Source organism: Peribacillus sp. B2I2 (genome assembly GCF_041261685.1).
GTDB lineage: Bacteria > Bacillota > Bacilli > Bacillales > DSM-1321 > Peribacillus.
This window is the reverse complement of sequence record NZ_JBGCCB010000001.1, coordinates 827,623-851,999: the sequence shown is the minus strand read 5'-3', so window position 1 is coordinate 851,999 and position 24,377 is coordinate 827,623. Positions and strand designations below refer to the sequence as shown.

27 protein-coding genes are annotated in these 24,377 nt (G+C 38.8%); 3 read left to right on the top strand and 24 right to left on the bottom strand.

Annotated features, from left to right (window positions below; genetic code table 11):
* Positions 1 to 22 precede the first annotated feature (22 nt).
* From ABIE66_RS04365 to ABIE66_RS04355, 3 genes are all read right to left on the bottom strand, one after another.
* A complete protein-coding gene (locus tag ABIE66_RS04365; RefSeq protein WP_370013964.1) occupies positions 23 to 343 on the bottom strand; it encodes an antibiotic biosynthesis monooxygenase in 321 nt (106 codons plus the stop codon).
* A 177-nt stretch (positions 344 to 520) separates the two neighbouring features.
* Positions 521 to 649 carry a hypothetical protein gene (locus ABIE66_RS04360; protein WP_260359184.1) on the bottom strand — a complete coding sequence of 43 codons (129 nt, stop codon included), beginning with the start codon at positions 647 to 649 and terminating at the stop codon, positions 521 to 523.
* A 293-nt stretch (positions 650 to 942) separates the two neighbouring features.
* Positions 943 to 1,122 carry an IDEAL domain-containing protein gene (locus tag ABIE66_RS04355; protein WP_289323817.1) on the bottom strand — a complete coding sequence of 60 codons (180 nt, stop codon included), beginning with the start codon at positions 1,120 to 1,122 and terminating at the stop codon, positions 943 to 945.
* Between the two features lie 441 nt (positions 1,123 to 1,563).
* On the opposite strand from ABIE66_RS04355, the gene ABIE66_RS04350 reads away from it, so the two are divergent.
* Entirely contained in the window at positions 1,564 to 2,862 is a 1,299-nt protein-coding gene (locus ABIE66_RS04350) for an MFS transporter (RefSeq protein WP_289323816.1), read from the top strand.
* A gap of 89 nt (positions 2,863 to 2,951) precedes the next feature.
* Here ABIE66_RS04350 and ABIE66_RS04345 read toward each other — a convergent pair whose 3' ends face one another.
* From ABIE66_RS04345 to ABIE66_RS04295, 11 genes are all read right to left on the bottom strand, one after another.
* Positions 2,952 to 3,647: a YjjG family noncanonical pyrimidine nucleotidase gene (locus ABIE66_RS04345; protein ID WP_370016976.1), complete on the bottom strand. Its 696-nt coding sequence runs from the start codon at positions 3,645 to 3,647 to the stop codon at positions 2,952 to 2,954.
* 262 nt (positions 3,648 to 3,909) lie between these two features.
* The gene (locus ABIE66_RS04340) at positions 3,910 to 4,629 is read right to left on the bottom strand and encodes an anti-sigma factor domain-containing protein (RefSeq protein ID WP_370013963.1); all 720 of its coding nucleotides are present in this window, start codon (positions 4,627 to 4,629) and stop codon (positions 3,910 to 3,912) included.
* Entirely contained in the window at positions 4,630 to 5,184 is a 555-nt protein-coding gene (locus ABIE66_RS04335; RefSeq protein WP_370013962.1) for an RNA polymerase sigma factor, read from the bottom strand.
* A 78-nt stretch (positions 5,185 to 5,262) separates the two neighbouring features.
* Entirely contained in the window at positions 5,263 to 5,733 is a 471-nt protein-coding gene (locus ABIE66_RS04330; protein ID WP_370013961.1) for a COG4315 family predicted lipoprotein, read from the bottom strand.
* 21 nt (positions 5,734 to 5,754) lie between these two features.
* Positions 5,755 to 6,528: an extracellular solute-binding protein gene (locus ABIE66_RS04325; RefSeq protein WP_370013960.1), complete on the bottom strand. Its 774-nt coding sequence runs from the start codon at positions 6,526 to 6,528 to the stop codon at positions 5,755 to 5,757.
* 409 nt (positions 6,529 to 6,937) lie between these two features.
* A complete protein-coding gene (locus tag ABIE66_RS04320) occupies positions 6,938 to 8,047 on the bottom strand; it encodes a GerAB/ArcD/ProY family transporter (protein WP_370013959.1) in 1,110 nt (369 codons plus the stop codon).
* Between the two features lie 184 nt (positions 8,048 to 8,231).
* Positions 8,232 to 9,332, bottom strand: coding sequence for a GerAB/ArcD/ProY family transporter (locus ABIE66_RS04315; protein ID WP_370013958.1), 1,101 nt, complete (start codon positions 9,330 to 9,332; stop codon positions 8,232 to 8,234).
* Between the two features lie 64 nt (positions 9,333 to 9,396).
* Positions 9,397 to 9,600, bottom strand: coding sequence for a hypothetical protein (locus tag ABIE66_RS04310; protein WP_251435278.1), 204 nt, complete (start codon positions 9,598 to 9,600; stop codon positions 9,397 to 9,399).
* Between the two features lie 14 nt (positions 9,601 to 9,614).
* On the bottom strand, positions 9,615 to 10,568 hold the full coding sequence (locus ABIE66_RS04305) for a Ger(x)C family spore germination protein (protein ID WP_370013957.1): 954 nt from the start codon (positions 10,566 to 10,568) through the stop codon (positions 9,615 to 9,617).
* Positions 10,486 to 10,836, bottom strand: coding sequence for a Ger(x)C family spore germination protein (locus ABIE66_RS04300; RefSeq protein ID WP_370013956.1), 351 nt, complete (start codon positions 10,834 to 10,836; stop codon positions 10,486 to 10,488). Before ABIE66_RS04300 ends, ABIE66_RS04305 begins: the two co-directional genes overlap by 83 nt.
* 26 nt (positions 10,837 to 10,862) lie before the next feature.
* Positions 10,863 to 12,455: a spore germination protein gene (locus ABIE66_RS04295; protein ID WP_370013955.1), complete on the bottom strand. Its 1,593-nt coding sequence runs from the start codon at positions 12,453 to 12,455 to the stop codon at positions 10,863 to 10,865.
* A gap of 391 nt (positions 12,456 to 12,846) precedes the next feature.
* On the opposite strand from ABIE66_RS04295, the gene ABIE66_RS04290 reads away from it, so the two are divergent.
* Positions 12,847 to 14,913, top strand: coding sequence for a Na+/H+ antiporter (locus ABIE66_RS04290; protein ID WP_370013954.1), 2,067 nt, complete (start codon positions 12,847 to 12,849; stop codon positions 14,911 to 14,913).
* A gap of 99 nt (positions 14,914 to 15,012) precedes the next feature.
* Here the strand turns inward: ABIE66_RS04290 and ABIE66_RS04285 are convergent, their stop codons facing one another.
* The 6 genes from ABIE66_RS04285 to ABIE66_RS04260 form a co-directional block, all read right to left on the bottom strand.
* Entirely contained in the window at positions 15,013 to 15,429 is a 417-nt protein-coding gene (locus ABIE66_RS04285) for a DUF3021 domain-containing protein (RefSeq protein ID WP_370013953.1), read from the bottom strand.
* A complete protein-coding gene (locus tag ABIE66_RS04280) occupies positions 15,429 to 15,884 on the bottom strand; it encodes a LytTR family DNA-binding domain-containing protein (RefSeq protein ID WP_370013952.1) in 456 nt (151 codons plus the stop codon). Before ABIE66_RS04280 ends, ABIE66_RS04285 begins: the two co-directional genes overlap by 1 nt.
* Positions 15,885 to 16,081: 197 nt before the next feature.
* A complete protein-coding gene (locus tag ABIE66_RS04275; RefSeq protein ID WP_370013951.1) occupies positions 16,082 to 16,567 on the bottom strand; it encodes a PaaI family thioesterase in 486 nt (161 codons plus the stop codon).
* A 297-nt stretch (positions 16,568 to 16,864) separates the two neighbouring features.
* Positions 16,865 to 18,658 (bottom strand): glycosyltransferase family protein, encoded by a 1,794-nt coding sequence (locus tag ABIE66_RS04270; RefSeq protein ID WP_370013950.1) that lies wholly within the window; start codon positions 18,656 to 18,658, stop codon positions 16,865 to 16,867.
* Between the two features lie 37 nt (positions 18,659 to 18,695).
* A complete protein-coding gene (locus ABIE66_RS04265; protein WP_370013949.1) occupies positions 18,696 to 19,019 on the bottom strand; it encodes a hypothetical protein in 324 nt (107 codons plus the stop codon).
* A gap of 20 nt (positions 19,020 to 19,039) precedes the next feature.
* A complete protein-coding gene (locus ABIE66_RS04260) occupies positions 19,040 to 20,224 on the bottom strand; it encodes a glycosyltransferase family 4 protein (RefSeq protein WP_370013948.1) in 1,185 nt (394 codons plus the stop codon).
* 475 nt (positions 20,225 to 20,699) lie between these two features.
* Between ABIE66_RS04260 and ABIE66_RS04255 the strand changes: the two genes are divergently transcribed.
* The gene (locus ABIE66_RS04255) at positions 20,700 to 21,536 is read left to right on the top strand and encodes an RMD1 family protein (RefSeq protein WP_370013947.1); all 837 of its coding nucleotides are present in this window, start codon (positions 20,700 to 20,702) and stop codon (positions 21,534 to 21,536) included.
* Positions 21,537 to 21,785: 249 nt separating this feature from the next.
* Here ABIE66_RS04255 and ABIE66_RS04250 read toward each other — a convergent pair whose 3' ends face one another.
* The 4 genes from ABIE66_RS04250 to ABIE66_RS04235 form a co-directional block, all read right to left on the bottom strand.
* Complete coding sequence (locus tag ABIE66_RS04250) at positions 21,786 to 22,268, bottom strand: GNAT family N-acetyltransferase (RefSeq protein ID WP_370013946.1); 483 nt, start codon at positions 22,266 to 22,268, stop codon at positions 21,786 to 21,788.
* Between the two features lie 138 nt (positions 22,269 to 22,406).
* Positions 22,407 to 22,979, bottom strand: a complete 573-nt coding sequence (locus ABIE66_RS04245) for a YdhK family protein (protein WP_370013945.1) — start codon at positions 22,977 to 22,979, stop codon at positions 22,407 to 22,409.
* A 414-nt stretch (positions 22,980 to 23,393) separates the two neighbouring features.
* Complete coding sequence (locus tag ABIE66_RS04240; protein ID WP_370013944.1) at positions 23,394 to 24,011, bottom strand: hypothetical protein; 618 nt, start codon at positions 24,009 to 24,011, stop codon at positions 23,394 to 23,396.
* A 66-nt stretch (positions 24,012 to 24,077) separates the two neighbouring features.
* Complete coding sequence (locus tag ABIE66_RS04235) at positions 24,078 to 24,314, bottom strand: hypothetical protein (protein ID WP_289317858.1); 237 nt, start codon at positions 24,312 to 24,314, stop codon at positions 24,078 to 24,080.
* Between the last annotated feature and the right edge of the window lie 63 nt (positions 24,315 to 24,377).

The following is a 24,377-nucleotide window of genomic DNA, read 5'->3' as shown; positions in this document are numbered from 1 at the left end:
AAAACAGGTAGCTTATAGTCTGTTATTTCACTGCCTTTTTAATAGCTTTCACTTCATATAATGATCCTTCCGAACTGACGATATATTCAGGTTTCGGTTTCCCAAGGTTTGCTTTATGGCCTGCGATATGGGCTTCACTCTTTTCCCATTGCTTCCAATGCGCCTCCGACTCCCAATTGATCATAACGATGACCTCTTCATCCCCGCGTCTCACTTTTTTCACCATTACACTTAAATCGATGAAACCTTCCTGCTTTTCTATGATCCCTTCCCCACCGAACCGTTTTACTACTTGTTCTGCATTACCTTCCTTAACCACCGTTTTTCTCATTTGAACGAACAATATGAACAACTCCAATCGATATACTTATAATCAATCATATTAGTCGATAACGATTCTCATTGTCAATTATTGAGACTTTGACTTAAGGGCGCTACTTAAAACTCTAGATCCCAAAAACAAAATAAAAAATGAATCAAGAAGTTATGCAGATCTTCCTGATCCATTTTTTATTGTCATTCACCTTTTATCTTTAAGACTTTTGGGAACATAGTCATTCAGTTTGTTAAATAAAGAAGTAATGTAGGAGCTGAGTTCGAATCGATCCTCCTGAACAAATTCAACTAACGACACTCCATTCTTTTTCATATCTTTTCCCCCTTTTTGTTTTTAATCCCGGTGCATAAACTTTTCAGCCACTAATACCTGTGAATCCCGCCATTAGCGAACTTACATATCTTCTCTCCATCGGTTTCTTTATTTGATTATACAAGAAAGCGCTTACAATGTAAAATATTATAATACCATAGATTGCTATTTACTTAGAATGTTCCAGATAAATAAAGTTTCATCTTCATCATATTTATATTATCAAGCTGTGCTGGCTTTTAGGTGTACTTTCTATATCATAACTACTTGTCTTGTTCACAGTGTATAAAATTTCAGGAAATGCCCTTCAATATTTCAGTTAAACGTATGAACTCTTCCTTATCCCGATTCTTTAATGAGTTATCGATCTCTTTTTCGATTTGTGCTTTCCGGTAATCACTAAGGGCCTTTTTCAAAACCATTTCAGCCATCTCTTCAGGTTCAAGCGATGTTCCTGGCAATTGCTTCTCCATACGAAACCAACTCCTTAACCTTTTTTCTATTATACTAAATAACTTGGAGATTATTATTATTTATTAAAAACTTATCCTTTCCTCTTTTTTATTTCCTTATCCACATGATTTCCACTTTGCCACTCTTCTATACATAAAAAATAGTTGAAACTTTTCCATTTCATTTCGTTTAAGTCATTTTATCCGAGATGGTCGAATCGTTTATTTCCATTACTTTAGAATTAATTATATTCCACTACAGGTGATGGGAGCTAAGTTATTCGCTTCATTTTTTTCAGAAAAGTCAGAAATATATTGACCGATATGGATAAGCTCTCTAAAATAATCTAAATAATCCATTTTTTTACTTATATTCATTAACCATCATTTTTGTTCATTTCGGCTTTATTTATTGTTGAAAACAATTTTGATGAAAAACTTTGCATTAAAGGAGCATTTTCCATGAAAAAAAGTCGAGTTCTTTTCGCTAGTTTAGCTGGTTCCGTTATTGAGTGGTATGATTTCTATTTATACGGTACAGCAACGGGCCTAGTTTTTACAACTCTATTCTTCCCAAATCATGATCCTGCCATTTCACTTCTTCTCGCCTTTGTCACTTTCGGGGCTGGTTACGCAGCCCGTCCAATCGGAAGTATCCTATTCGGTCATATGGGTGATCGCATCGGACGGAAGGCTGCACTCATGTTCACCCTTATTGGTATGGGAGGGAGTTCAATGCTCATCGGTGTTCTGCCCACATATGCCCAGGTAGGGTTGGCCGCCCCAGCCATCTTGGTGGTGCTGAGGTTGATTCAAGGAATTTCTTTGGGAGGTGAATGGGGTGGAGCCATCCTATTGGCAACGGAATCTGCTCCAAAGGGTGTCCGTGGGTTATATGGATCCATTCCCCAACTAGGGGTCCCCATCGGTTTGGTTGCCGGTTCGTTCAGCCTAACCCTTATCAGTTCCTTGACAACCGATGCCCAATTTTTATCTTGGGGTTGGCGGATTCCATTCCTTTTAAGCGGTGTACTGATCGCATTGGCAATCTGGGTAAGGAGTGGCATTGAAGAAACGCCTGAATTCCAGCAGCAGAAAGATAGCGGTGATCTTGCGAAAGTTCCCATTATTGAAACGTTGAAACACGATTGGAGAAGTGTGCTGCAAGTGATCGGACTAAAAATTGGCGACGGGTTCTTCAATGTATTCATCATGTCCTATGTTCTTGTCTTTACTACAATGTATTTTGGTTATTCACAAGATTCAGCCCTTACCGGGTTAACGATTGGCTGTGCTACAATGCTAATTACCATTCCTGTCATTGGTTACATTTCTGATTTTATCGATCGAAAAATCATCTATTTTGGAGGACTGATTCTCCTTTTCGTCTTGGCCATCCCATATTTCACAATGATTGGGCAAGGGGTCGGCTGGTTCTACTTTATGCAGGCAGTTGTGCTCGGCGTCATCTGGGGAGCCATTTTTTCTACACAAGGAACATTATTTTCGGAGCTCTTTCCAGCAAAGGTCCGTTATACTGGATTATCCGTCGGTTATCAGGTCGCAGCAGCCATTGCAGGTTTCGGTCCGCTCATCTGGACCACCATGGCTGAATCATATGGCCCATCCCCTTTGGTATTTGGCGGATTCATGATGGCAGGTCTCGCTATTTCCCTGGCGCTTTGTATATTATCACCGTATTTCAGCAGAAGGATCGTAAAGGATCGAACACTCAAACCACAAGATCTGGATTTGAACTAATTCTAAATCCCTAGCTAAAATAATAACAGAGGCTGCACGTCCTATCACTTGGACAAGCTGCCTCTGTTTTTTAGAATGTGGATAACTCTCTAAACTCCCTTACTTCCAACAATCTCCAAAAGATCAGTCAGCTTCCGAATTTCATAGGTGGGCTTGATTCCCAGATTATTACCCTTTTGCTGGGGATTGTACCAGCAGGTATCCATTCCATAATTCAATCCGCCCTGTATATCTGATGTCAAGGAGTCTCCCACTATCAACGCTTTCGATTTATCTGTAATCTTTAATTTGGAAAATGCATAATCAAAAATCCCTCTATCAGGCTTCTGAAACCCAGCCTCTTGAGAAACTATCAAAGTTTCAAAAGTATTGCTAAGGGGAGAACCCCCGATTCTTGCTGTCTGCACTGTCGTGAAGCCATTTGTTATAATAGCCAGCCGGCATCCTTCAAGCTTCTCGCAAACCTCTACAGCACCTGGCATTAGGTGTATTTCCTTTCCCAAATATCCCAGATACGCACGGCTGAATGCATCCGCCTCGATATCAAGCCCATGCTTGAGGAACAACCGCTTGAACCTTTCCACTCCCAGATTTGTTAAATCTATAAGCCCCTGCTCCAAATCTCTCCATAATACCTCACTGATTTCTTGATAGCATCCCACATAATCCTTCACCCCTGTGGGCAAACCGTACTCTAAAAAGGCTTCATGCAGTGCCTTTTTTTCCGATATTCCAAAGTCTAGCAATGTATCATCAACATCAAATAAGATAATCTCGTATTTCATCGCTGCCTCCATAATCATAATGAACATCATCTGTATTACTATTAATAGTATCATTAGAATCGGAATGAAGATCCACTTCTTAATGAACACTTTGTTATTAATGACCATTATTCGAACAATTGAGACAATCCCTTTTGTATAGCTTCTTTTCAGGAAGGGGCTCTTTTTGTTCAGGATCTTTATTTTTTTTTCCCATCGTTAGACCTATTTCGGCTTGAAGACCTTCATACGCAGAACTTCCCCGCAGGAAAGTCTCTTATTTTTATGATCCAACTATTTTTTCGCCTCTCGGCTTTGTACTATTTGAATCCGGTTCTCTTGTGATGCCAATTTGATTGAAATGATCATTAATGGACAGTTTGTAAGTCAACGATCCTGTGCCGGTTTCATCAGGCTTGAAAGTTCCTGCATTTGTCCGTTTTCCATCTTTCAGCAACCACACCTGATACACCTCGGACTCTTTAAGGCTAGGCAAATTCTGAATCTGAACGATTAACCTCCTATCTTCACCTTGCTGCAAAATGTATGCTTCTCCATCCGTATTCATCTTTGCAGCCGTCTTATCAGCGGGCTGCAAAGATAGTGACGTTTTAACCTCCATTGGCAGATTGATGGCCGCAAGTTCTTTTTTTAGTTGAATATTGGAATACAGCAGCACAAACGCAAAAACTAGTGTTGCCAGCAAGAGACCCGAAGTTACAGGGGTAAACTGCCTAAAGAAAAAACTGCTCCAATTCTTTTCCTTGCGCACCGGAACTTGATCATTAGGTTCAAAAACAAAATTCATAACCTCTGATTTCAGAGAAGAAGAAGGTTCCATTTCTTCGAAATCCCATTTCAATGAATTCCAGGCTTCCGTCATTTGTTCATAATCCTTAGTGCATTCAGAGCATTGAATTAAGTGTTCCGCGAATGCCTTTTTTTCTTTTTCTCCCAGTTCACCAGATAAAAATGAAAGCAGGTTAGCGCACTCTGTATTCATTTACAAACCACCTACTTCCAAGTACTTTTTCAACTGTTTGAGCGACTGATGAAGCCTGCTCTTGATGGTACCAATCGGTTCGTTTTCAATTTTGGCGATTTCCGTTAGCGAATACCCTTTCCAATACAGTAAATCAATCAGTCTTTTTTGCGGCTTGCTTAACTTACTTTTTGCATTGGCAATTTCACTGGATAAAAGCCCATTTTCTATATCATTATTCGGATCTTCCATGTCAATTGGATGGCTCATGTCCATTTGTTTGTTATTACGAATATGTACACTGTCTTTACGGACATAATCCACACACACATTCCTTGTAACGGTCAAAAGCCAGCTTATAAAGTGCCCCTTTTCGGAATTATAAGTGCTTTTTGTGGTCCAGAGCTTTAAAAAGACCAACTGCACAATCTCTTTTGTTTTTTCAGCATTTCCGTTTGTGAATTTAAAAATAAAACCATAGATTAATTTAATATGCCGGTCATAAAGTTCTTCCAGAGCAGGACGGTGCTTTTTCATTACTAATGCCATCAATTCCTTATCAGGTTTTTCTTTCAATCGCACCTGCAACTCCTCACCAAGTAAATTTGGAAAACGAATAACAGGAACGACCCCCAGTGGTCGTTCCCTTTTTTCTTATTTTGGAAAAACCGTCTCATTATTTACAATATACCAAACATTTTTCACACCTTCACCATTGACATCTCCCGCTACCTTATCATTTACGAAATAGTAGAGTGGAAATCCTTTGTACGTTACCTGCTCTTCCCCTGTATCTTCCCTTTTAATGGTTCCAAAGTCTTTTTTCTCAAATCCTTTAGGGACAGCAAAATCGCTTTCCATGAACGGCGGCCATTTTTCCAGACATTCACCCATGCAATTGCTTTTTTTAGATTTATCATTTTTGAAAAAATAGAGTGTCATTCCCTTGGAATCAGCCAAGTATTCGCCTGTTGTTTCACTTTCCAATAATTTTAGGGTTACTGCCTTTTCATCGGCTGTTCCACCAACCACTTGATCATTATGTGTTGAATCATTAGCTTCATTTCCGCATGCCGCCAAAACTAGGACCATCATAAAAACTGAAAATACCATCCACTTTTTCATATACTCTCACTCCTCGTAAATTTACTTCCATCCCCATTTTTGAAATACTTGATGGGATTCTTCCGTTTTAAGATAATCAATGAATTGTTTTGCCTTTTTCTTGTTTTCACTCTTACTTGTTATGCTTACTGGGGTTCCTCTATAGAGCTTGTCTTCCTCAGGGAGTTGAACCAGGTCCGTCACATCCGCCAGACGGTAATGCCAGGATTCATAGGTAACCCAGGCATCTAATGTAGGATTCGCCTTCCATAGATCAATAGCTTCTGCACTGGATTTCACTGAAATGTCAATATTCCTGCTAATTCCAGGAATCAATCCTTTTCTTCCAGCCAAATCTTCCCATAGCCCCAGTTGCCCGGCTCCATTAACATCCACAATCTTTACGCCCTTCTTCGTTAAATCCTCCAATGACTGTATATTCTTTGGATTTCCTTTTCTAACCAGAATTCCAGCCGACCGTGTATACAATTCTGTACGGTTTTTTTCATTAAGAACTTCCGGATGTTTATGCATAAAATCAGTTAGCATATACTCGGACCCTCCATAAATGATATCCGCATCCTGTTTGGCTTGATCAATCCATTTTTCTTCGGGTCCCGCTGTTACTTCAACTTTAATTCCCGTTTCTTTAGTAAATTGATACGCTGCTTCCTTGATAGGTCCAAGAGGGCCACCTGGACCGTATACTTTTACGACATCGTTGACAGCTTGCCCCCGTTTCGAACCCATTTCCGTTGAAAATCCTAACAAGACTACCATCAATGATATCCACCCAACAAAAATGACCTTTTTCACGTCTTTCTTCTCTCCCTTCTAAAAAAACCTTTGTACTATAGATAACGGGACAAACCTCAAAACGGTTTGAAAAAGAATTGTTAATTATTTTTAACTTTCTGCAAAATCCATCTGATGATCTTAAGCTTTTCTATTTTTTCTCAACAAAAAAAACCATTCGAAAAAGGAATGGTTGCAGACTGTAGACAAACTCGATAGTAATTGAGTTGGCTTTTGAGGTGTGTTTAAATTGAATGTTGCTTCTCTCCGGGCGCCTTTGCGCCAACGGGGTCTCCCTTGGACGCGTTTTCCCGCAGGAGTCTCGCACCTTCCGTTACAATCAACTTTGTTTTAACATTAAAGATAGAACTCCTTTTACCTACTTTCATGCCCAAACTTTTTCAATTCTTTTAAACCAAGTGAGAAAAGGTTAGCTTGAATTGCTTCCCTTTCTCTTTCTCTGTCTATTTCTTTTACCAACAGCTATCACCAACAATAACAGAGGAATCAACGTTTGCATCAAAATTCCATGAAAAGGGAAGGCGATGATATCATATCGACTGACATCCATAGCGCTAGGATACGACCAAAAGCTGAATTCTACAATCAAAATCCCTATCGGCCATACAACAGGACGATAGTCGGAGAGATTCAGCCACTGCGCGGTACCTATAGCAGCGGCATAATAAAAAACAGAAATCTTGACAAACGCTCCTACTATCCATACGGCCATGATGGCGGACTCCAAATGTTCAAAAAAGTCGGCCAAACTGATGTACCGAGATACATTCATCAAGGGATAATTCTTTGTGGATGTTGTTGATCCGAGTACAAAAAGAACCAAAAGATTCACCACAATTAACGTCATCATCACGGCAAAAACAGACATCATCCCGTATTTCATCCCTTTTTTCATATCGGTTAAAAAAGGGATGAGAAAAATCATCAGAAAAAACTCGCTGAACCATCCACCCGGTACAATCGAACCCTTGATTGGAGGCATAATTCCATTCCCCAATATCGGGAATATATTCTTAAATTCAAGATCAGGGCCCAGCAAGACGATTAAAAGGAAGATTGGAAAGATGAAAACAGGAACCAACAGTTGGGCAGCTCTCCCCAACACCTCTATCCCTCCGCGTACGATAAAGGCACAGAGGAGTACCATCGATGCCATGATCACGCTAATCGGGGTTTTGACCAGAAAAGAGTCGACAATAAATTCTCCGTAACTTCTTAGGATTTGTCCTGTGATCGGGATATAAAAAAACAAGAATAAAAAACCGAGAATTTTCCCCGGAATCCGACCAATGATCTGTTCACTGAATTGGATAACCGTTTGTTTCGGATAAAGTTTGTGCAGTTTACAAGCGATATACACTGTCGCATACCCGATGAGAGACGCCAAAATGGGGGACAGCCATAAATCAGTTTTGGCATATTTCGCTGTGATGCTTGGAACACCGAGAATAGCCGTTGCCACAATCGTCGGATACATCATGAAAGCCATCTGTAGAGATGAAATTTTACCTTTCTCCATCATCTTCCTCCCTTCTGTGATAGTATGTAAATTTGAAATAACGCAACCCACTGATAGATTTACTTTTTCATAAACTCTTCAAACGGCTAATAAAAGAGATGCAATCCATTCAGTTGGTCCTGTCCTCTGCGCGAGTACGAACATAGATAGCACTTTATCGATAGGATATTTAAAAAATGCCCAGTCAGCTGGTTTCGGTTTCTTTACGATTTCTTTTCCTTACAACAGCAATCACCAACAATAACAGAGGAATAATCGTTTGCATCAAAATACCTTGTATAGGGAAGACGTTGATATCATTACGACTGACATCCACAGAGCTAGGCAACGACCACAAACTGAATATGACAATTAAAATCCCTATCGGCCATACAACAGGACGATAGTCGGAGAGATTCAGCCACTGCGCTGTACCTAAAGCAGATGCATAATAAAAAACCGAAATTTTCACAAACGCCCCTACTATCCATACCGCCATGGCGGCGGATTCTACATGTTCAAAAAAGTCGGCAAAACTGATGTATCGAGATGCATTCATCAACGGGTAAAGCTTTGTGGATGTGGTTGACCCGAGTACAAAAAGAACCGTAAGATTCACCACAATTAACGTCATCATTACGGCAAACACAGACATCATCCCGGATTTCATCCCTTTTTTCATATCTGCCAAAAAAGGAAGAAGAAAAATGATCAGGAAAAACTCGCTGAACCATCCCCCCGGTACAATCGCACCCTTGATTGGGGGCATTATACCATCCGCCAATACCGGGAATATATTCTTGAATTCAAGATCAGGAATCAGCAAGAGGATTAAGATAAAGATTGGAAAAATGAAAACAGGTACAAACAATTCAGCAGCTCGCCCCAACACTTCTATTCCCCCTCGTACGATGAACGCACACAGAAGCACCATCGATGTCATGATCACACTAATCGGGGTACGTACCAGAAAAGAGCCGACAATAAATTCTGCGTAGCTTCTAAGGATTAGCCCCGTGTTCTGGATATAAAAAAACAAGAGTAAAAAACCGAAAATTTTCCCCGGAATCCGACCAATGATCTTTTCAGTGAATTGGATCACCGTTTGTTTTGGATAAAGTTGGTGCAGTTTATAAGCGATATACACCGTCAGATATCCTATGAGCGCAGCAAAAATGGGGGACAGCCATAAATCAGTTTTGGCATATTTCGCTGTGATGCTGGGAACCCCGATAATAGCCGTTGCCACAATCGTCGGATACAACATGAATGCCATCTGTAATGATGAAATTTTCCCTTTCTCCATCTGCTTCCTCCTTCCTCCTTTCTTTAAAAGAATGAATTTAATCACGCAACACCCACTAATGGACTCACTTTTCCATAAACTCTCCAAATGGCCTGAAAAAAGCTTCGATCCATTGAGTGGGTCCTGACATCTGTGGGAGATTGAACATGGACAGAACCAGGCCAGTGAGGAGCAGTGTAAGAAATGCCATTTTATCTTTTTTAGGGTTTTGTTTCATTTTCGGCCATTCAAACAAAATGATTAGAGTTACAATCACGGTTGTACACATAAAGGCCCCCCATCTCACTTGTCCTTCACCTCTTTCTCAGACAAACCCGCCGGTTTGTTTATATAGCCCTGTCTTCGAATATGGGCCGCAACATCGACTTCCACTTCCATTTCCGCGAATATCTCATCCCAGTGGTTATCGACCTTATTAAACTGTTTAGGATATTTCCTATAGAAATCTTTACCTAACCCTAAAATGTCCGCTTTCTTATCCTGAGTATGCAGAAAAGCCATCTCGATGCGTTTTTCTATATCTTTTTGATATGCTCGTTCTGCAGCTTTTAGAGACTTAGGATTTGAAAGGTTTAAATTCGTTCCATTTTGTATAACAGATCCATCTGTATTTACCCTCACCAATAATTTCCATTTTCCATTGATAATTTGCGGAATGATCTTGACTTTGGCTGACACTGGACTTAAAGATATCTTCCCTTTCACCCCTTTGGGTTTTATGGTCACGGTATATGATTCCACTTCATCCCTTAACCACAATAGCCCTCTTGTTTCTTTTTCCGTCATCATCCCAGTCATTTTATCTTTTTTGAACACGACTGTCCCGACAATGTAAGGAATTCCCTGTAATTTCGTTTGCCCTTTCCCTGGTGGTAAAATTTTAACGAATGGAAGTGCGGCCGCTTGAGGTATACCCGTTAACATTTCATCTAAATCCTGCATTGTGACCAGCATCCCGATATGTAAATCAGATAGTTCTCTAAGCACTTCCCCTGAATAGTTTTCCAGGGGTGGCAAAGATTCAAGGATAGGCTTTGCTTCCCCTTTGCTGACATACACATTTGCTTTCTCTCTTGGCTGCGGATGGCGCAGCAAAAAATCCAGCTGCTCTTGAATTCCTTCCTTCGCTAACTTTTCACCGAATACAAATACTTTACAATGTCCCCAAAAATACTTTTCGCGGAAGCTTGCTTTGAAGCTTAGACAATGCATCTGAAATATTGGAGCCTTTTTCATATCTCACCAATGTCGTAACCGCACCTCCTCCTTGACTGGCTCCTCCTCCTTGACCTCCGCCTCCACTACTTATTGAACTTGGAATAAAGACTTGGACGGATAGTTCGATTTGATTATTATCCTTCTTATCGATGGCGGCTGCTGTGACAATCGCCAAATCAGTGATTTCTGTTCGATCCCAACAACCGCTTAGAAAAGGGGTTGTTCCACTAATACCGAGCAAAAGAAGGACGCTTTTCATAAAATGACGCCTCTTTACTTTCTCCAATATCTTTGTTCTCCTCCAACCACTATTCACTCCGTTTCACTTCCCCTTTTTGGATTTGGTCCCTGCTCCGGGGGTTGACGGTATACATTAGAATCCCCTGTGAGGCGCGGGCGTGTAGTCATCATCCACCAAGGAGCTCTCCACAGCACATCTTTCAGCCCTTGACCTTTTAAAGGTGCCAGTGGCGTTAAGTAGGGAACGCCGAAGGAACGCAAGCTGCATAAGTGAATGACTATGGCAATGATCCCCATCATGATACCAAGCAGTCCTAATGTACCGGCAAGCAGCATCATTGGAAAACGCAGCATCCGGAAAGCAATTCCGGCAATATAACGAGGCATCATAAAAGAAGCGATTCCCGTAATCGCAACCACAATGACCATTGGCGCTGAAACCAACCCCGCTTGTACGGAAGCTTGACCAATCACTAGCGCTCCAACAATGCTGACAGCAGAACCTACCTGCTTCGGCAATCGAACCCCTGCCTCTCTTAGTGCTTCAAAGGTAATTTCCATAGCCAATGCCTCTACTATTGCAGGAAAAGGGACCGATTCCCGGGATGCCGCGCTGCTTAGCAGGAGTGCGGTTGGGACCGCCTCATGATGAAACGTCAAAATAGCAACATAAAGCGAAGGAAGCAAAAGGGATAATCCCATAAAAAAATAACGTAACCAACGGATAAAAGTGCCTGCCATAAAACGTTGAGCATAATCCTCTTGTGATTGAATCAAAGAAAAGAACGATATTGGTGCAATTAAAGTAAAAGGGGTTCCTTCTACAAGAATTACAGCCCGTCCCTCCAGCAAGCAAGAACAGGCTACATCCGGCCGTTCTGTCGTCATGATCTGAGGGAAAGGTGAAAACGGATTGTCCTCAATCATTTCCTCGATGTACTCGCTTTCTAAAATACCGTCTATTTTAATTCGTTCCAACCGAGTTGTAATCTCTTCAATCAGTGTTTTATCCACAAGTCCATCAATATAAGCAATCGAAACATTCGTCCTGGTATAAGTTCCGATCTTCATCGATTGTAATTTAAGGGCAGGACTTTTAATAATACGTCGCAATTGAGACGTATTTACCTCTAGAGATTCAATAAATCCCTCTCGTGACCCCCTAACTCCCCCCTCTGCCATAGGTTCTTCAATCGCCCGCTTTTCCCATTTGGACAATCCTAAAGAAAATCCATCGCTTTCCCCTTCATATAGAAGGATCGGGTTTCCAGAGGAAATCGATTCAATGCAATCCGCCAACATATTCACTTTTACGACTTTAGGAACGGGCATTTTATGTTCAATAAACTCATTTAATGGCTGTGGCTCTTTTGATGACTCTTGCATGAGTGGAGATAGCACATATTGCTCTATCGCCTCGATGTCTGAGAGTCCCGCAATGTAAATAAGCATGGCTCTCGTCTTTCCGAAAAGTAGGAACGAACGGAACATGACATCCGAGCAATTATCATAAACAGAACGAAGTGTTTCTACATTTTGACTGAAATTCGCATCAAGTGCATCTGCAGGCTTAGAATCTTGGTAATTATTTTGTACACTGGATTTTTTTTCTTTCTTTTTTCTTAACAATTTGCCTACATTACGAATCAAACTGGTTACCCCCATTTTTTTGCAGGTCGCTCTAACTCCATTTTTCTATGTTTCTTCATTAAGGGTATTTTATACAGAAAATCCTGAGCTTAACATGAACTTATTTTTCATTTAAGCAGTATTAAAGGGAATACAAAAGAGGCTATGTTAAAGGTTGATATTGAATAAACCATATTCATATGTGATATCCTGTTTGTAATTAATGACTAAGGGGTATATCAAAGACCGAGGCTACACATTGGCGGATAGTACGTGTATCTGTACAGATACATGCACGACGTGCAATAAGAGGGTTTCTAAAAAATTTAAAAGAATGGTTAATCGATTTAAATACCTCTGCTTTTTTATCTTTTTATATAGGTTTCATGGGCAATCAGACTAAAACATTAGAAGATAAGGAGATTCTATGTCATTCTTAATCACATTGCTCGGATTATTGGTGTCCACAATAATTGCTACAATATTAAATGCCATATGGCCTCGTATTCCACTTCCGATTTATCAGATATCCATGGGAGCAGTGCTTTCATTATTACCATTTCACTTATCGTTCGATTTTCATTCAGAATTATTTATGATCTGTGTTATTGCTCCGTTACTCTTTACAGAAGGAAAAAATACGTCCCGTAAAGAAATGCTTGAATTGCGTAAGCCTATTCTGTTATTGGCCTTTGGGTTAGTATTTGTGACCGTTTTTGCAGGAGGTTTTTTCATCCACTGGTTAATACCGGATATGCCGATGGCGGTTGCTTTTGCTTTAGCAGCTACAATTACCCCTACGGATGCCGTAGCGGTACAATCGATTACAAAAGGATTGAAATTGCCCGGAAATATGATGCCCATCCTGGAAGGTGAATCACTTTTCAATGATGCTGCCGGAATCGTTGCTTTTAAAGTTGCCCTAGCAGCTGCCTTAACTGGAGCATTTTCTATAAAAGATGCTTCGCTTCATTTTATATTTGTGGCTTTAGGCGGAATCATTATAGGTATCCTATTGGGGTATTTAATCGTTAAATTAAGATTACTTTTACGGGTTCACGGACTTGAAGAAATCTCGATGTCTATTGTTATTGAGCTGATTACGCCTTTTGTCATTTATATGGTGGCTGAAGAATTCCATGTTTCCGGAATCTTAGCAGTGGTTGCCGCAGGTGTGATTCATGGCATCGAGCGGGATCGCCTTCAGAGTTCCACAACTAAATTGCAAATTGTATCATCGAATACATGGTCTGTATTAAGTTATCTTTTGAATGGACTGGTATTCGCTTTATTAGGATTTATGTTACCGAGCGTTTATCAGGAAATTGAGTCCAACTTAAATAGGGGTACTCTTTTTGGGATAAGTGTATTGATTGTTCTTTTATTATTGGTGATTCGTTTTATTTGGGTATACATTCTGCATGATACTTTTACTAAAAACAGAGTGAATCCATTAGAGCAATTCATTATGTCCAGGGTTCATCCAGAAAATATCAAAGACAACGATGATAAAAATGTTTCAAGATCACGATATGCCTTCTTGATATCTGTTGGCGGCATTCATGGTACCATTACACTAGCTACCGCTTTATCCATACCATATTTTATGCCGGATGACACTTTATTCCCGATGCGTAATACAGTCTTGTTTATCGCTGCTTGCGTTATTTTGTTAAGCGTCTTTTTGGCTACGGTTCTTTTGCCCATACTAGTAAAGACACCTACTGAATATAAAGATGAACGCCTTACCTCCGAGGAAGCTTATAAAATTGTGTTAAATAAAACAATCCATCTGTTGAGCAAAGAAGCAACGATGGACAATCAGAAAGCGGTCCATCAAGTAATGGAAGATTTAAATGAACAACTGATTGATTTGGAACGAGGAATAACGAATAGACCGGATAATCGGACCATACAGGATTTAGTGGAGCTAGGGTCCACTGAGGAATTGGAAGTAGTCTCTGGATTGATCGAAAAAGGGACTATATCTGAAACAGCCTTTGAGCTTTATAAAGTGTATATTTCAAGAAAGTTAAATTACATGCAAAAATCATCGCTGCAAAGAGCTTGGATTAATTTGCAGGCAATGCTTTTCAAGAAAAAGATCAATGTCAAATGGGATAAAAAATGGGAAGCTAAATTAGAAAACTCCATCGTTAAAAACGCGGATCTGATCCGGGAGTTCCGTAATGCACAAAAAGAAGCTTCAAAGGAAGCTATTTCATTAATCAAACAACAAACTACACCAGAAAACCGTCATGAAGTTATGCTTGTCATTCAAAGATATAATCGTTATCTGAATCCATTCGGAACATTAAGTGAAAAAGAAGCACATCGCTTCGAAGAGATGGTAAGTCATTTTCAGTTGATTGCAATGCAAATCGAACGTGATATCATTCAGCAAATGGTTGAAGAGGAGCAAATATCCATGCAAACGGCAACTGAACTTAGACAAAACTTAATCTATGATGAAATGCTCATGATACAAAATTGATAAAATATAATATAAAGCGACACCGTTCAAATAGGGAGCGGTGTCGTTTAAGTAAATAAACATTTAAATCTAACTGATCAATCCCTTGTACATCCCCCATCAATTCCCTCGCTTATCTAATCCATCATTCAATATCTTCACTTGATAGCGGAAATAAAGATAGAAAATAATCCAGATGATCACATAGAATGGAATGAATATCCCAATGCCTATCGCTAACCCTTTTAAGCTGAATGGAATCCAGCCAACAAAGAAAGATAATAGGAAGTAAAGTATGCTGACAGTCAGGAAGTGCATAATGGTCTGAGATAATAAACTCCATTTTTCCATTTCAAATAAGATGGTCGCCGTGCTGAAGAACCAGCCACATAATAAGCAGCCAATCGCGTTTTTCACAAATATTTCACTGTCTAATGCAGTGGCCTCCCCAAATCCGATTACTCCAAAACACGTCAGCACCATCACGAGTGCTCCAAAGCAAATCCCAACAAAGCTACGGAATAATAGTGTTTTCATCATAATCCCTTCCTTTTCCATTGAAATGCTTTCTTGATCCCTTGAACATAGTGCCGAGAAACATATTCTTTTTCCCCTGATCGGAAATACACACATAAGGTCCCGTTGAAAGATGTCTCGAATCTGCTTAACTCATCTAAGTTGGCAATCACTGACTTGGACAATCGCACGAATTGATTACCAGGAAGGTCCCTTTCCAGTTCATATAATCTTTCTTTCATTTCGAAAGTCCCCTGTTTCGTCCGCACCATTATGGAATCTTGCTCTGTGAACAAACAGATAATTTCTTCTGCCCGGAAGACATGCTGCATTTCTCCTTTCCTGCCAACAAAATACGGTCTTTTCCTCTCCCTCAAGCGCTCCATCAGTTCCTGCACTTCCTCATTCCATTCATGATTGCGGATAAGCACCTCTATCGCCTTGACCTCCTCATCTATCTCTACGTTTATTTTCATCTCTGTGGCCTCCCTTTGCTTATAGTGTAAGTATATTGATATTTTTGACAATTCGCTTGTGATTTCCGGCTACATGTAACTTTACAGTGATAACATGCTTGAAATGGATACTCAGATACACTAAATAACCGTCCAAATAATTGGACGGCCCTTTGATACACAAAATCTACTTTTGAATGTGTTTACATTAATTAAGATCACTCTTTGCTTGTAAAAGTACTTGGCATCACCACAGCGATTACCTCTCCACGGGCGCAGAGTTTATCGATAGCAAATACTTCTGTTTCGATTCTCCATTTCTTAGGATGAACCTCATGAATCGTCCCAACGGCTATTAATGGCACATCATTAGGGGTTGGCTTGACGAACTCAACTTTCAGTGAAGCTGTCACAAACCTTGGAGGCTCCACTCCATCCCCAACTTCATGCCCATTTTTACGATGTAATGCCAATGAAGCCGAACCCGTTCCATGACAATCAATTAATGATGCAATCAAGCCTCCATAAACAAAGCCTGGAATCGCGATATGTTCTGGGCTTGGTGTATAAATTGTCTTTGTGTGCGCTCCTTGCCAACCTGTTCGAAAATGATGACCATCTTTATTTAAACGACCACATCCATAACACCATGCAAATGCATCTGGATAATCATCTTGAATCGCTTTTAGCACTTTCTCCTCCATCGTATCTCCTCCATCTTTTTCAGAATATTATAACACTTCAAAAGGATAATGGGTCTATTTGGATAATAGCCGAAATGTTAGTTTCTTTGTATTTCCCTGATTCTTTATTGAGTTCACGTCCATGTTTTAATTTTTTTAAGTAATGATAGACTGTGAAAATGCTGCTCCTTTTCTACAATTTAAATGACAAAGGCCCCTGTACGCTAAGTAGCGTTCAGGGGCTTTCATTTGACTAATTTCGATCAGATGTATTTTTTTGTCTACTAATTTAATTGCAGGAAAGCCTTTCCCCTCTTTTTAAAAGTTAAGCCTTTTTCTTAAATCCCAATACTTGAATGTCATTTTACCCATTTTCGACTTCGAAAGTGAATCGTATTTACGTCCAAGTGCCAGGTTTTGTTTTTCTAACTTAGTAATTTGTTTAAGTTGAACGGCGTTCAGTTTTTTTAATTGCTTTACTTCTTTAACAAGTTCTTTATTTTTCGCTTTCATATCATATTTTTCTTTTTCAACAATTACCCGTTCTATCATTGGAATTTCCAGGTTCTTTGGTTTTAATTTAGGAGTGCCATTGGTTTCAGATCCTATGGTTTTTAAATATGCCATGTTATTTTGAAAATTCCGTTCAAAGTTCCCATAACTTTTATGGATGTGGAGGAAGGTAAAACAACCTGCTTTTTCTGCTTGAATGATTTGACCGAATTCAGACAGTTTAAAAATTTTTCCAACCCGTTTTAATTCTTCAGGTGTGTTTTTGACAATATAGGTGAAAACTTCTTCAACATTAAAATCTGCAGGCAATTTTTTCACCTGATTTGATGGTGCATGCTTATTCAGTTCATCAAAGTCATCTTCATCAATATAAAAATGCCTACTTCCACTTTGATTCATATAATCTGTTATACGTCCGCTCCATAATAGCCCTTGCAATTTTTTTAATGCTTCCGAAAACAAAAACTGCCTGCTGACTTGATACATCCGTTTTGCCGCAACCTCATATATATCCTTATTACATAGTGCTAATTTGACTGCGTCACGGAAATCCTTCTCTGTAACAGCATATAAGGGGTAATCTTCGCCAAAAAGCTTAATATGCATTTTGGTTGGATTCATTATTACAGCCTTCCTTAAAATTCCGTACTCCAATAGCTTTGTGGACAGTTCCAGACTGCTGTCCATTGCCTCACTTCTCCAGGTTATCCCAATATCACTGTTCACGATTAATTGTTGGGCATTCTCCCTTGTCATTGCCCCGTACCATGTAAGTCCTTCCGTATTTTTAAGGAGGTATGCTGCTTCTTCCTTAAACTGAGAATCATCTTTAACCCATTTGAATTTATCCCCCGCAATATCAAGTGATAGATTCGGAATCTCGCGTTTTAATTCTTTAAAAGCAGTAATGATCGGAATGGTCTTCCAATCGGGGTCGAATTTGCCTGTATATACAAGTTTGTTTTTTAACCGGGTCTCCCCTCCCGCTGATTCAACGTTTGGTATCATCGGAGTAAGCAGGGAAACTTTGTTTTTTTCTTTATTCAAATTAAGAATCTCAATTACAAATTCGCACATCTCTTCTGTTTGACATAAGAAATACGCACACTGATCATATATATTTTTGATGCTCTCAAATTTTTCTTCATTAACATCCTGCCCTATGTGAGTCAAGCCTGTAGCATAAACTAAGGTATTATTTATGATATGTTTATGCCTTGCTATTTTTTCCACAGTCTCTATGCTTCTGACAAATAGCCAATCATATTCATTTTGACTCCAGTAATGAGAAATGAGCATTTCAGCAATATCAAAATTAATGACACCTTTTTTTACCCATTCATCATCGGTGGCATTAAAAAAAGGATCAACAAAAGGATTTAGAATGGTTATATTATCAAATTTCTCAAGAGGTTGAATTAAGATATCGCGTTTTACCGGGCTAGCTAAAAGTAAATCAACCTCGATGTTAGGGTCTAACGCAATAGTCGATGCTAAGGAAGATAAAAATACTGCAGATCCATCCATTGAATTCATGTCAATAAAGCCAAATAAAAGTACCTTCATTTTTCTGTTTTCTGCTATTTCATGTGAATTCAAAGTTTTCACTCCAATGACTGAAATCTGATATGAATTTTTATTTCTTTATTTGTTCCTTAATTGATGATTTAAGTGCAAGATATTTCAACGTGAATTTCCCAACATATGTAACATTGAATTTGTGTTCCAATAACTTAAGTCTTCGTATCTCTTTGTTTAGCTTAATATTTTCTTGTTGGGCTACCTTACTTTTTTCTAATTCTTCTCGCAATATATTATTTTCTTTTGTAACCTTCTCGATAATGTTTTGTTTTTCAGTGCTATTGCCCTCTATGAGCTCCAATGTCATGGACATCATGTCTTTCATTTGTAATTCAAGTTCCTCATACATAGTTTTCCAATATTCGTTTCGTTCGTCCATATTGAAAAAACTCCCCTCTATTAACCTTGAATAATCTCCAATTCTCTTTTAATGACAACATCTACGGCGCATTTATCACGAATCGACTGCGATGCTTGTTTTGACACTCTCAAGAATACGTCCGAGTTGTAATATAAGCGCTCTATTGCATCGGCAATTTCGATAGGAGACTCAGGTTTTGTAAGAAGACCAGAAACGTCGTGTTTAACGAATTCCGGGATGGCCGTGATATCTGTTGAAATCGGCACTAGCCCACTGGACATTGCCTCACACATAGAAACGCCTTGAGAATCCAACCGGGTCGGGCAAAGGAAAATTCCATACTCCTTATGTAATGAAGCTATTTGCTCCTGAGAGAGGAAACCTTTATGAATCGTAACATTCTCAAAATTCCGGATTGGCTCAACTGTTTGATCGAACAATTTTCCATCACCATGAAATGCAAATTCCAATTTATCGAAATACGGTCTCTTCGATAGTTCCAGCACTGCTTTCACCGATAAATCATTGGCGTATTTTCGCGAAGCGTACGGCCTGATTGAAAGTACTTTTGTCCGCATCTCAACTGGCTTCTCAATAAAGGTAAACAGGTTGTCATCGATTACATTAGGAATGATCACTGAATTTTTTGATTCTGCTCTCGCATCACATTCCGCGATATGTTCTTTGAACCATTTGGAAATATGGACAAAAGTTGTATCCAATTCATTCGTTTGATAGAACCAATTCATAAAAGAAAGCTGTGCTTCATAATAGTCGTCCGACATTTCAAGTATCTTCCGTAAGCTTTCAGGGCTTTCAAGATAATTAAACCATCTTCTATGCCATGCCTCCGTTTCAAATCCATGTATCCAGGTGATAATCGGTAAATCGGTATTTGTTTCTTTAATCGCTTGCACCATTTTTGGATTAACAAAATGAATGAGCGCTTTTTTATGTACTTTATGATTTAAGAAAATGCGTAGATGCTGTTCAGTTCCTCGATAAACAGGCACATCTTCATACGTATACTTTTCTGCTTTTTTATAGGCAGGATGCAAAACAAAGACATCAACCTTCAAACCCTCATCCAGATAAGCCTTTACTCTTCGGTGGATGAACCCATTCCGATATAACTGATCTTCATGTGGATAAGCATTCGTAATGATTACATATCTATCTTTTTCACTAAATGTAAGCTCATATAGATTTATAGATTCCTCCATTTTTGTTCACTCCTACTATTCAGTCATCTTCAACCAGCTTGCTACTTATCTGTAAATGAAGGATTTTTAGAAGACCCTTTCCAATCACTTTTAAAACCGTCAATCGATTATAACAAACATGTATTACTGAATATTGACATCAATATGAGAATTCTGTAAATAAAAGTAAAGTTTTCATGAACTTTATATGATTTTGTAAAGGTTCAGTAATGACATAACTGAAAGGATCAGTATTGGCATGAAGGAAGGGCATATAAACAAGCAAAATAAAGAAGGACGATCCATTTACCGGCATCGCCCTCTTACTTATACACTTTTATATTTTTTGATTAGTTATCAAATCATTAGTATCACTATCTTTATCAACTTGATCTGTAAGTAAACTTTTTTCTACCTTCAAGAATTCTTCAAGCATGTTTTTGTAAGAAAAGAATAAAATCGAAACAAGACCAATTTGCTGAAGAGAGTGATATAAATGAAACCAATTACCTTTAAAGCATTTGCAATCACTAATGAAATTGATTTAAACAAAATCGCCATTCATTGCGGCATTCCTAAAAAATTCACCTGGGAAGAGCCTTTAATCCTTAAAGGCGATATTCTAAATTCCATCCTTAATAAGAATGTAAACGATTCTCAACAGGTACTGGTTTTTTCCTTTGGCAGCATTGTCTTCATTAATTACTCACACGTGGATGAGATAAAGGAATTTGCTGCCTATATCCGTTCTTTCGAGCCAGACATTGATCTCGTAAATGTAGATAGATACACAGACGATTATAGCCTTCACTTCAGTGAAACTGAAAACATCAAGTTGACAGACGAATATGTAGTTGTGCCTAAATATGAATTTTTCTACCCTGAATTAATTTCCACTGTTCTCGCAAAATCGGTGGCACTCGAAAAAACTGAGGAGCAACTCGGGAAAATCCACGACAAGCTCGAAGCCATGATAGACCGACTAGAAAAGGGCAAGCTGAGAATCGGCAACAAGGAACTAGCGAGGACGACCGCAAAAATCGTACGTCACGAGTATAATACCCTAGCGTATATAATGATTCTGGATAAACCTGATATTACATGGACAAGCAGCATTGCCGGCGAATTTTATGACAGCATGCTGGATTTTTTTGAATTGAATGATCGGTATAAAATCTTGAAAAGTAAAACGGAAATTTTATATAACATTATGGATGGATTTTCTAACATCAGCCATTCGATCAGGGGCCTCTTCGTTGAATGGATCATTGTGATTCTCATTGTCTTTGAGATTGTCCTGACGATTTTAGAAATTGTAGGATGGATACCATGAATTCTGAATTAAACCCTATCCATATCATGAATTATTAAGAAAATTTCCCTGTATGATAGGTTCGGTTGGAATATCCCCCCAAAAATAAGCATCGTTAAGATGCTTATTTTGCGTTTAACCACTCTTTCATTTTTAAGCTGACTGTTTAAGGACGTTAAGTTAAATTCCATTAATATCGGGTCAAGGTACCATGGGAGATTCCCGTTTCCTTAGCATTCCGGAAGTTACCGGAAGTTACCTAAAGTTCCCTTAATCCAGTGCAAGGTGAAAAATTAATTCCTCCCCGTCTTCCCCGTTAAATCTGTATCCCTTATCAACGAATCCAGCTTTTTTATATAAATTTATCGCTGGAATATTTGAATGATGCACCGTTAGAATAATCTCATCTTTATCAGGATGGCTTAGTTTGATCATTTCAGGCAACACTTTTAAGGCCTTAAAAGCTAACCCTTTTTTCTGATGGCGTGAATCCAAGGAGAATGATTTTAGAAGAATGGCTTTCTCATTACTTGTATATTGATTTCCCGCTTTATCGGTATATAAGGCAAAACAACCAATCAAATCCTCATTTAAATATATGACCATGGGAAGGTTGTAGTTATCTTTCCTGAAGTCTTCGATAACTTTCAAAGGTAAAGAAGTATAGTTTGCTTGTTCTATAGGTAAACAATAGTTGCTCAGCGCCTTATAGTCATTCTCTATAAAAGGTCTAATAGTTAATCCAATCACCATACCCGCACCCCATTTTTATATTTCTGATAAATCCATATTAACAGATACTGAAGTTTTACAATCCAATACAACAAAAAAAGGAATGGCTTGTTTGCCATTCCTTTTTTCTTCTTCCGATTTGCAAATCATGGTGCTAAATCATTCAGACTCTGATAATTCACTTTCCGTTACCCATTTATGGTTCTTCACTTTTTCTCCTCCCGTAGTCGGAGTGAAATCGACCATATAAACAGTCGTTTTTTCAGCAGATTCAATTTCAGCGGCTACCCCGTTCATCCCTTCCATATGAGAGGCATTTACTGTAACCTCTGCTCCGGGTTCATACGTTTTCTCACCCGCGTCTTTGATTTCTTCGTGAATAATCCATTTATGATTTTCCACTTTTTCTCCGCCAGTTGCAGGCGTATACGAAATAGCATAGACAGTCGTATCATAGGCACCCACTATAGTTGCTTTCGTCCCCTTCATACCTTCCATATGACCTGATTCGATAATCGCTTGGCTTCCAACTTGATAGGTTGGATTTTCAGCAGTTTTTAATCCTTTAGGAACTTCTCCTGAACTAGAATGGTTCATGTCCATTCCACTATGTTCCTTTTCTTCTTTATTTTCTTTGTTTCGATCATCGCTGTTGGAGCATGCGCCGAGGGCTAAAAACAGGGCTACCAATAATGATAAAATGATTGGCATTTTTGTTCTTTTTTTCAACATGGAAAAACCTCCTTTAAGATTCACATCCATCTTACCAATCAAATATGCAGAAATTGTGGAGTACACTGAATGATCAAAGAACGGAGCTTATTGTAAAATCCTGCCCTTATTATGAATGTACCTAACAGCATCCCACCTAATGTCCTATAAGATAATTAAAGGTATGTAAAGTTGACGAACTTTTCTGCCGCAGATAGAAAAAATCGTCTTTCTTTTAGTTAAGCCAATCATTTAATAACAAGTAATAAAAGTGAATGCCATATCACCGATTGTAGTTCTAGCGGAGAAAAAGAGAAGGTTTATTGAAAGAGGTCTGTCGGGGATTAATTGAAAATCAAGCAAGAAGGACTTGGCCAAAAGTCCTTCTTTTTCTTTGTCTACTTGCCAAAATGACAGCCACCATTTTATAAGCACCTATTCCGTGGCTTTTGATTGTTCTATTTTTTGGATGATATGTGAAAGGTTCATGGAAGTATGTTCGTTATAATCCCTGCCGATGGATTTGAATAATCCTTTCGCTATACCTCTTAACATGATTTTGGTATGTGCATCCGCAATAATGGATTTATTAGGAAGACTTGATTCTGCTTGCGCCCCACCAATCTTATTAGCTGTTTCCTTAATAAAATCAATGATTTTAATTTCATGGATTTTTCCTTCGATATTGGTTTTATAGATAATTTGATTTCTCCAAAGCTTTAACTCGATCCTCTGCTTAGTGTAATCGAAAATGACTTCGGGAATATCAACATTGCTCAATTGAATTGAGTCTTTAATCGGATACAATTTCGGATTAGGATTGATTTTCTTTATTAAGGAATGATCAATGGTGACCTTTTCCCGCTTTATACGCGTATTTTTCGTTTCACATAGAATCAGCTTTAACTGGCCGGCAATTATATTATTGAATTCTTCTAATTCAAAAAATTCGACAAGCATTAAGCTATATTCCAAAATGGTGATTGCTTCATCGAATTTTCGTTTAGTACCAGCATTCGATCTGGTAAAAACCAACCGATTCTTCCTCTCCATATTCTTTTCACCCCTCTTAATTCGAATCTATTGATAAATGGGAAAAAACATCCATAACGGATGTTTTTACTTATTAGGTCTGAACTTGATTGAATCCGGTTTAAGATTACTTTTTTCTCCTGTATATTCAATACTAATTACATTAGCCAAATTGATATGTTTGCCACCGGCTTGCAGCCACGTCGCATTTTGGATTAATTGCAATTTCAGGATACTATTCGCTTCATCAGAATATTGTTCATTCGTCTCTAACTCTTCTGTCTCACCATTCACATAATAAAATTTATATTTTGCATTACTCATTTTCATCAGCCTCTTTTCAACTACTTAATTCGACAAGGAATGACAATTGTCCTGCTTTCAAAA

Excerpts from the sequence above, each read along its gene's own strand:
- ABIE66_RS04360 (WP_260359184.1), bottom strand. The coding sequence starts at position 649 with ATGAAAAAGAATGGAGTGTCGTTAGTTGAATTTGTTCAGGAGGATCGA.
- ABIE66_RS04355 (WP_289323817.1), bottom strand. The coding sequence starts at position 1,122 with ATGGAGAAGCAATTGCCAGGAACATCGCTTGAACCTGAAGAGATGGCT.
- ABIE66_RS04350 (WP_289323816.1), top strand. The coding sequence starts at position 1,564 with ATGAAAAAAAGTCGAGTTCTTTTCGCTAGTTTAGCTGGTTCCGTTATT.
- ABIE66_RS04345 (WP_370016976.1), bottom strand. The coding sequence starts at position 3,647 with ATGAAATACGAGATTATCTTATTTGATGTTGATGATACATTGCTAGAC.
- ABIE66_RS04340 (WP_370013963.1), bottom strand. The coding sequence starts at position 4,629 with ATGAATACAGAGTGCGCTAACCTGCTTTCATTTTTATCTGGTGAACTG.
- ABIE66_RS04330 (WP_370013961.1), bottom strand. The coding sequence starts at position 5,733 with ATGAAAAAGTGGATGGTATTTTCAGTTTTTATGATGGTCCTAGTTTTG.
- ABIE66_RS04320 (WP_370013959.1), bottom strand. The coding sequence starts at position 8,047 with ATGGAGAAAGGTAAAATTTCATCTCTACAGATGGCTTTCATGATGTAT.
- ABIE66_RS04315 (WP_370013958.1), bottom strand. The coding sequence starts at position 9,332 with ATGGAGAAAGGGAAAATTTCATCATTACAGATGGCATTCATGTTGTAT.
- ABIE66_RS04310 (WP_251435278.1), bottom strand. The coding sequence starts at position 9,600 with ATGTGTACAACCGTGATTGTAACTCTAATCATTTTGTTTGAATGGCCG.
- ABIE66_RS04305 (WP_370013957.1), bottom strand. The coding sequence starts at position 10,568 with ATGAAAAAGGCTCCAATATTTCAGATGCATTGTCTAAGCTTCAAAGCA.
- ABIE66_RS04295 (WP_370013955.1), bottom strand. The coding sequence starts at position 12,455 with ATGGGGGTAACCAGTTTGATTCGTAATGTAGGCAAATTGTTAAGAAAA.
- ABIE66_RS04290 (WP_370013954.1), top strand. The coding sequence starts at position 12,847 with ATGTCATTCTTAATCACATTGCTCGGATTATTGGTGTCCACAATAATT.
- ABIE66_RS04285 (WP_370013953.1), bottom strand. The coding sequence starts at position 15,429 with ATGAAAACACTATTATTCCGTAGCTTTGTTGGGATTTGCTTTGGAGCA.
- ABIE66_RS04280 (WP_370013952.1), bottom strand. The coding sequence starts at position 15,884 with ATGAAAATAAACGTAGAGATAGATGAGGAGGTCAAGGCGATAGAGGTG.
- ABIE66_RS04275 (WP_370013951.1), bottom strand. The coding sequence starts at position 16,567 with ATGGAGGAGAAAGTGCTAAAAGCGATTCAAGATGATTATCCAGATGCA.
- ABIE66_RS04265 (WP_370013949.1), bottom strand. The coding sequence starts at position 19,019 with ATGGACGAACGAAACGAATATTGGAAAACTATGTATGAGGAACTTGAA.
- ABIE66_RS04260 (WP_370013948.1), bottom strand. The coding sequence starts at position 20,224 with ATGGAGGAATCTATAAATCTATATGAGCTTACATTTAGTGAAAAAGAT.
- ABIE66_RS04255 (WP_370013947.1), top strand. The coding sequence starts at position 20,700 with ATGAAACCAATTACCTTTAAAGCATTTGCAATCACTAATGAAATTGAT.
- ABIE66_RS04250 (WP_370013946.1), bottom strand. The coding sequence starts at position 22,268 with ATGGTGATTGGATTAACTATTAGACCTTTTATAGAGAATGACTATAAG.
- ABIE66_RS04245 (WP_370013945.1), bottom strand. The coding sequence starts at position 22,979 with ATGTTGAAAAAAAGAACAAAAATGCCAATCATTTTATCATTATTGGTA.
- ABIE66_RS04240 (WP_370013944.1), bottom strand. The coding sequence starts at position 24,011 with ATGGAGAGGAAGAATCGGTTGGTTTTTACCAGATCGAATGCTGGTACT.
- ABIE66_RS04235 (WP_289317858.1), bottom strand. The coding sequence starts at position 24,314 with ATGAGTAATGCAAAATATAAATTTTATTATGTGAATGGTGAGACAGAA.